This is a genomic window from Actinacidiphila oryziradicis, from assembly GCF_005047355.1.
GTDB classification, from domain to species: Bacteria; Actinomycetota; Actinomycetes; order Streptomycetales; family Streptomycetaceae; genus Actinacidiphila; species Actinacidiphila oryziradicis.
Genome location: NZ_SUMC01000064.1, coordinates 38,779 through 44,778, shown reverse-complemented (window position 1 = coordinate 44,778; position 6,000 = coordinate 38,779). Strand labels below are relative to the sequence as shown.

The following is a 6,000-nucleotide window of genomic DNA, read 5'->3' as shown; positions in this document are numbered from 1 at the left end:
TGGTTCAGGGTGGGCTGAGTGTCGCCGTCGTCGAGCGGGAGCTGGTCGGTGGCGAGTGCTCCTACTGGGCCTGCATGCCGACCAAGGCACTCCTGCGGAGCACGGCCGCGCTCCGGGCGGCCCGACACAGGTGCCGGGAGCGCGTGAGGCGGTGACCGGTGACCTGGACGTCACGGCCGTGCTCCGTCGGCGTGACTCTTTTGCCTCGCACTGGAAGGACGACGGGCAGGCGGCCCGGCTCGACTCTGCCGGGATCGCGCTATCCCGGCCGCCGCCGCCGGGCATAACGTCGCCGAGCCCAAGCCGACCGTTGTCTTCGTGCACGGAGCGTTCGCGGACTCCTCCGGGTGGTACGGCGCCATGGACCGCTTGCGCAAGGACGGCTATCCGGTCCGTGCCGCGAGTAACCCGCTGCGTGGCCTCCCCAGCGACTCCGCCTACGTTCGGGATTTCCTCAACAGCATCAAGGGGCCGATCATCCTCGCCGGTCATTCGTACGGCGGGGAAGTCATCACCAACGCGGCCGCGGGTGACCCGGACGTCAAGGCCCTGGTGTACGTGGCGGCCTCGGTGCCGGACGTCGGCGAGTCGCTGGCCGACCTGACCGCCCACCTGGTCGACCATCCCGCGACGCCCCTCCCGTTGCAGGAGGTGGAGTTCACGAAGCCGGACGGAACCCAAGCCAACGACGTGTACATCGACCGGGCCAAGTTCCGCGAAGTTTTCGCCGCGGACGTCAATCCGACCGTGGCAGCCGGCATGGCAGACGCGCAGGAGCCGATCGACCTAGCGGCCCTCAACCAAACCGCCACAGCGGCCGCATGGAAGACGATTCCCTCGTGGTACCTGGTCGCCAAGCAGGACCAGGCGATCAGCCCGGACCTCGAGCGCTGGATGGCCAAGCGCATCGGAGCGCACACCGTCGAGATCGACTCCTCGCACGCCGCCATGGTCAGCCACCCCGGGGCGATCGCCGACCTGGTTGAGCAGGCGGACCGCGGCACCAGCTGACACTCCATCACATCATGGAGTGATGTGCATCGAGAAGTTGCGGGTCACGGTTCCGGTGTGAATAGCGCATCTCAACCGATCATGGAACGTGTGGATCCAACAGGGTTCCTGGTCGGGTGATCTTCCAGAGGTACGCGCATGCGGGCAGGGCCCCTCGGTAGCTCGGTGATGCGAATCGACCCGAGCAGTACCGGGAGGCCCTGTTGTCATATGAGTACGCGACCGAGTGGGTGGAGTTCAACTCGCAGGTCATGTGGTGCGGTTGGCCGTCTCGCGCACGTGTACGGCAACGCTGCCAATCATCCCGGTCGGGAGCCGCGGTGTCCGTCGCACATGACGGACGCGGAGTGGGCGGCAGTACGGCTGACTGTGCCAGTTTTCCGGGAGTCGTTTGTCGATGGGAGCGGGAGTCATTCTGGCCGTGCTGCCTTTATCAATGTCACTGAGTTCTGGGTTCTGGCACAGACTTGGGGGAGGCGTCGCAGAGCGTTACCGCGGTGTTCGATTGCGAAGAGACAGGGCGCGTGAGACCGCGTACGCCTTGTAGCCTCCCAGCCGAGATCGACGCTCCCCGAGGTGCTTGTCGGTCGATGCCGTGGTCGGCTGTGGACGGTGATGCCGCTGGTCATGCAGACCGATACTCGTTCTGGGACTCGCTGGTGTCCGACGGGATCGCCGAGGTATGTGTCGATGCGGTTATGGCCGCGTTCGGCACGGTCGAGGTGGTGGCGAGAGGCCGCGCTGCCGGGGCTGCATATCCCGTGTCAGGCCGGCGCGTTGGCCCCGGCGGCGGCACGGCGGGTGCGCCCGGTGAGGCCCGGCGAGCCGGGGTGGTGGCGAGGAGAGCAGTCTCGGTGTGCGCCGGGAGCCTCGGCGGCGCCACGGGCACTTCAGTCCGAAGCGGAGGATTCCAGGGGCGTCAGCCCCGGACGCGAGCGTACACATCGCTCACCCCGGCCCCGGCCCATGGACCCGCACAGCGCGGCCCGTCCCACCCCCGCCACTCCCTGAAAGGGCAAGGTGGTTGCACCCGTACCTGTCCGTCCGGACGTGCCGCCGGGCAGGGGGGAGCGGTGACACTGAACGTTGCAAGTCTGTGTTTCAGAGAGGACGCACGTATGAGGTCGCGGCAAACTGGTGACGAGCAGTGGAAAGGATTGCAGCGCCCGGGAACCGCGACGGCCGTGCGACAGCCCCGGCCCGGCGGCGGAACGACCGCGGAGTCGATGCTGCAATTCCAGCGTTCTGCCGGGAACAAGGCGATGTCCAGCATTATCGAGAAACTGCGGCACGCGCACACCGCGGACGGCGGGCACACGCCCCCCGTCCAGCGCACGGTGGCGCCGTCGGGTCCCGCTCCCGTGGTCCAGCGCATGGAGCAGGACGAACTGCACCAGCACCCGCCGGGCCCCGCGTTGCGGGTACGGGGTCCCCGCAACTCCCGCGCGAGCGGCCGCACACGGAACATGCTGACGGACGACGAATGGCGGAGCCTGCCGGAGGCCACCCGGGATGCCAGCCACAAGCAGCGCGTGGACATCGGCGTGGACCCGCAGACACTCCAGGAGACCGACCCGCCTCTCCACTACGCTCTGGGCAGCAGCAGCAGCAGCATCCGCAGGCTGGCGCCGGGCGCTGCCGGGACGACGGCCGGGCCCAATGAGGTGCTGGAGCGCATCGGCCGCGCCGACCCGCGGACGCGCGATCACTACTGGAAGCGCCAGGACGCACGCGACACACAGCTCGGCCGCGACGCGCGAGCCGCGCGCGATGCGTACACGGAGACTTCCGAGGTCCGGCAGCAGCGCCACCAGGTCGTGGAGGACACCCTGGTCGGCGCCAGCTCCCAGGACGCGATGGGCGACCTGCGCGCACTGCTGGGGCGGTTCGAAGGCGTGGCCATCGGCGGCACCCACTCCGGGGCACCGATCTGGCAGTTCCTGTGCACGCACATGGAGCAGATCCGGGCCGCCGGTGTGCGCACCCTCTACCTGGAGAGCATCCGGGACGACGGTTACCAGTTGCACGTCGACGCGTACCTCGCCGGCGGGCCCATGGCCCCGGAGCTGCGGGCGTTCGTCAACAGGTACGACGACCACATGAACCTGCGCGCAACCGGGCTGGGAGCGGTGCTGGAGGCCGCCCGGAGGCACGGTATCCGGGTCAAGGGGCTGGACGGCCGCCCGGCCCGCCGTCCGACGATGCCGGCGACCATGCTCTACCAGCGCGTCGCCGCCATGAACACCTACGCCACCCAGGTCGTCAAAAAGGACCAGCGCCGTCCGTCGGCGGACGGCGGCTACCTCATGGAGCTGGGCAAGGCGCACACCGGCATGTACCCGGGCCCGGAGCAGCCCGCGTCGGTGCACGGGGCACAGTTCCAGGCGGGCGAGGCCTTCCCCGGAGTGGACGACCTGCTGGGCATCCCAGCGGTCGGCTACCGGGACGACCGCTTCCGCCGCCTGCCCGGCGAGTCCTGACGGCAGGGGGTCGCCGGGACAGGCTCGCGGAGGCGGCAAGGCATCGGAGGCGCATACGCATGCGTATGCGTGTCGTGTGTGTGGTTGCCGAGCCGAGGGTGCGGGCGGCGATGAAGCAGTTGTGGCAGAGGTCCCGCCGCTGCTTCCGGGATGCCGCGTGCAAACAGACGCATCGCGCGGCCGACCCCGAGGGGTCGGTGATCACCAGCCTGGCCTTCTTGCAGCAGGCAGCCGGAGAGGGAGCTGTCCGACACCTACTGAGGGCGTGGGATACATCGGACGATAAGACCTCAAGGGCGCGGACTCTGCCCGTTGGATCCTTCCTCAGGCGGACCCCGCGGCTTAGAAAGAGGGATCCATCACCCCAACAGGCAAGGAGGGCCGTCGATACACTACGCCGAGAGGAAGCACCGGACCACCGCCGATCGGACATCGGGCAGACCTCGCCAGACACTGTCACCGACGGCGTTGAACAGTGCCTGGGTACGGCATCTGCAGCGCGTCGCGTCAAGCGGACATACGACGTCGTCGTCCGTCGGCGCCGATCAGGCGGGCCAGGCGGCGACCGACCGGGCGCAGGTGCGGCGAGCCGCGGTGGAGGACAGCCTGCAGTCGTCGGACAACGGAGCCGGCACGCGCGTCTCGGATCCCGCCGATATCGGCGAACGCCGGGCCGACCGCGGCATGCAAGGCTTCTCGCCCGTCCAACGGCTTCATACGGATTCCGCGTACCCGGCCCACGCGGGGCACCGGGAGCACCCTGGGCATGATCACGCCCACACTGATCCGATGCCCGTCCAGCGTACCGGAGCGGCGACGGCCGGGCAGCCTGCCACCGACCGCACCGAAGGCGTCGGAAAAGCGGGGGCCGACGTCAAGGGCGCGGAGATCATCGCCCGGTTGAGCCAGTCGATCGAGCAGCACAAGATGAAGCGGAACGCCTTCGCGCCTGGCACCTGGTGGCCCGAGCAGTGGATGGTCGCGGGTTCCGCGCGGCTCAAGAGGACCCTGGACCGGCGGGTGATGCGCGGCGAGACATTCAACGACCAAGACCTCGCCGACATCGAGCGTCTCTCCAAGGTGAACCCGCGCTGGCTGGAGTCGGTGGGCATCGGCACCTACGAGCAGGCCCAGGCGTACCTGCAGGGCCAGTTCAACGACTGGCTGAAGCTCCCCGCAGGCAAGCGGGTACTCACCGCCACCCTGGCCGTTCGCGCGAAGCACCCGGCCGTGCGCCCGGAGGGCGAGGACGCTCCGACTTCCCCTGACTACACACTCGGCCGGTTCATGCTCACTCAGGCGTCCGGCACTTCGCCGGGTGAGAGGACGCTGCTGGAGGACGAGCGGAACCGGCAGATCCGGGAGACGGCCATCAACACCCTTCACCCGGCCGGGATCGCGCCCGAACACAGGCATCCGTCCGAGATCCCGACGGCAGTCGCCCCGACGGGCAAGGGCAAGGGCAAGGGCACCGTGCCCGATTACGTCGCCAAGGACGCGCGGGCCCGCGCCATGCTCACCAAAGTGCTACTCATCCTCCGGCACGGACTCAAGCTCTACGACCCGCAGCACTGCAGCACGTGGCCAACTTCGAGCACGACGTCATCCGCGCACTCGCGCACGGCGGCCGTGTCAACGTTCGGATCCCCGCCCTGCGCACCAAGGACAAACCGGCCTATGCGCTCCCGGAGTTCCTGGGCCTGACCACGGACGCCGCGAAGAGCGAGCTCGCGGAGGGCGTGACGGTCCGCAACTTCGCCACTCACCGGACGTCCTTCGGGCCCGGCGAAGGCGCCGAGCTGCGCGAGATGAAGGAGCAGGGCGGCATCTCGGCGTCCCTCACCAACAAGCTCGCGGTCGGTGCGTCCCGTCCGCGCCTGTGGGGAATGGACATCTCCGGCGGCGGGCTCGGCTCCAGGGACTGGAACGGGGACATGGTGCTCCCGAACGGTTCCTACGGCCATGTCCTGCTGGTCTTCCACCGGCCGACCACGGAGAAGGACGGATCCCTCCAGATCGGCATCGAGACCATCAGCCCGCACGCCGCGAGCCCGGTGGGCTACCGCCACGACTTCCGCTCCACCGAGGCCACGGCCAACCCGGGATCCGTCCTGCACGGCCACAAGGGCGACAAGGTCGGCTCCGGCGGGCTGAGCAAGAACGAACGCTTGGTGGACCTGCGAGAGATGGCCGAGGACGCCGCCCGTGCTGATCCGGGCAGCCCCGCGAAAAGCTGGCGCGACGTCCTGGACACCATCAAGAAGGAATGGGACGAACAACTGCGCTCGACCAAGGACGGCTCACCGGAGCGCCGGGCCCTGTACGAGAAACTGGTCGGCCCACGAGCATGACGACCCTGCCGGCGGCCGACCCGGGTCTTCTCAGGTGCTCGGATCGGCACGCGGGACCATCCAACTCGCGGCCAGGACAACGAGGTTGGAAATAGCTCACTGGCCTGGCTCTATGAGGGCTGGGGCTCCCCCGGGTGGCGTCCTGCCCACATCCAGAG

General features: G+C 68.9%; 4 protein-coding genes. All 4 read left to right on the top strand.

The annotated features are described in order from the left end of the window. The first annotated feature begins 318 nt into the window (after window positions 1-318). The 4 genes from FCI23_RS39115 to FCI23_RS60750 all read left to right on the top strand — a co-directional run bounded on the left by FCI23_RS39115 (window position 319) and on the right by FCI23_RS60750 (window position 5,842). Window positions 319-1,011, top strand: coding sequence for an alpha/beta fold hydrolase (locus FCI23_RS39115; protein WP_246144497.1), 693 nt, complete (start codon window positions 319-321; stop codon window positions 1,009-1,011). 1,262 nt (window positions 1,012-2,273) lie between these two features. Continuing rightward, the gene (locus tag FCI23_RS57095; protein WP_169317131.1) at window positions 2,274-3,491 is read left to right on the top strand and encodes a TraB/GumN family protein; all 1,218 of its coding nucleotides are present in this window, start codon (window positions 2,274-2,276) and stop codon (window positions 3,489-3,491) included. 789 nt (window positions 3,492-4,280) lie between these two features. Next, window positions 4,281-5,195 carry a hypothetical protein gene (locus FCI23_RS60755; RefSeq protein ID WP_246144496.1) on the top strand — a complete coding sequence of 305 codons (915 nt, stop codon included), beginning with the start codon at window positions 4,281-4,283 and terminating at the stop codon, window positions 5,193-5,195. Continuing rightward, complete coding sequence (locus FCI23_RS60750) at window positions 5,096-5,842, top strand: hypothetical protein (protein ID WP_246144500.1); 747 nt, start codon at window positions 5,096-5,098, stop codon at window positions 5,840-5,842. The genes FCI23_RS60755 and FCI23_RS60750 overlap by 100 nt, the downstream gene beginning before the upstream one ends. The last annotated feature ends 158 nt before the right edge of the window (window positions 5,843-6,000 follow it).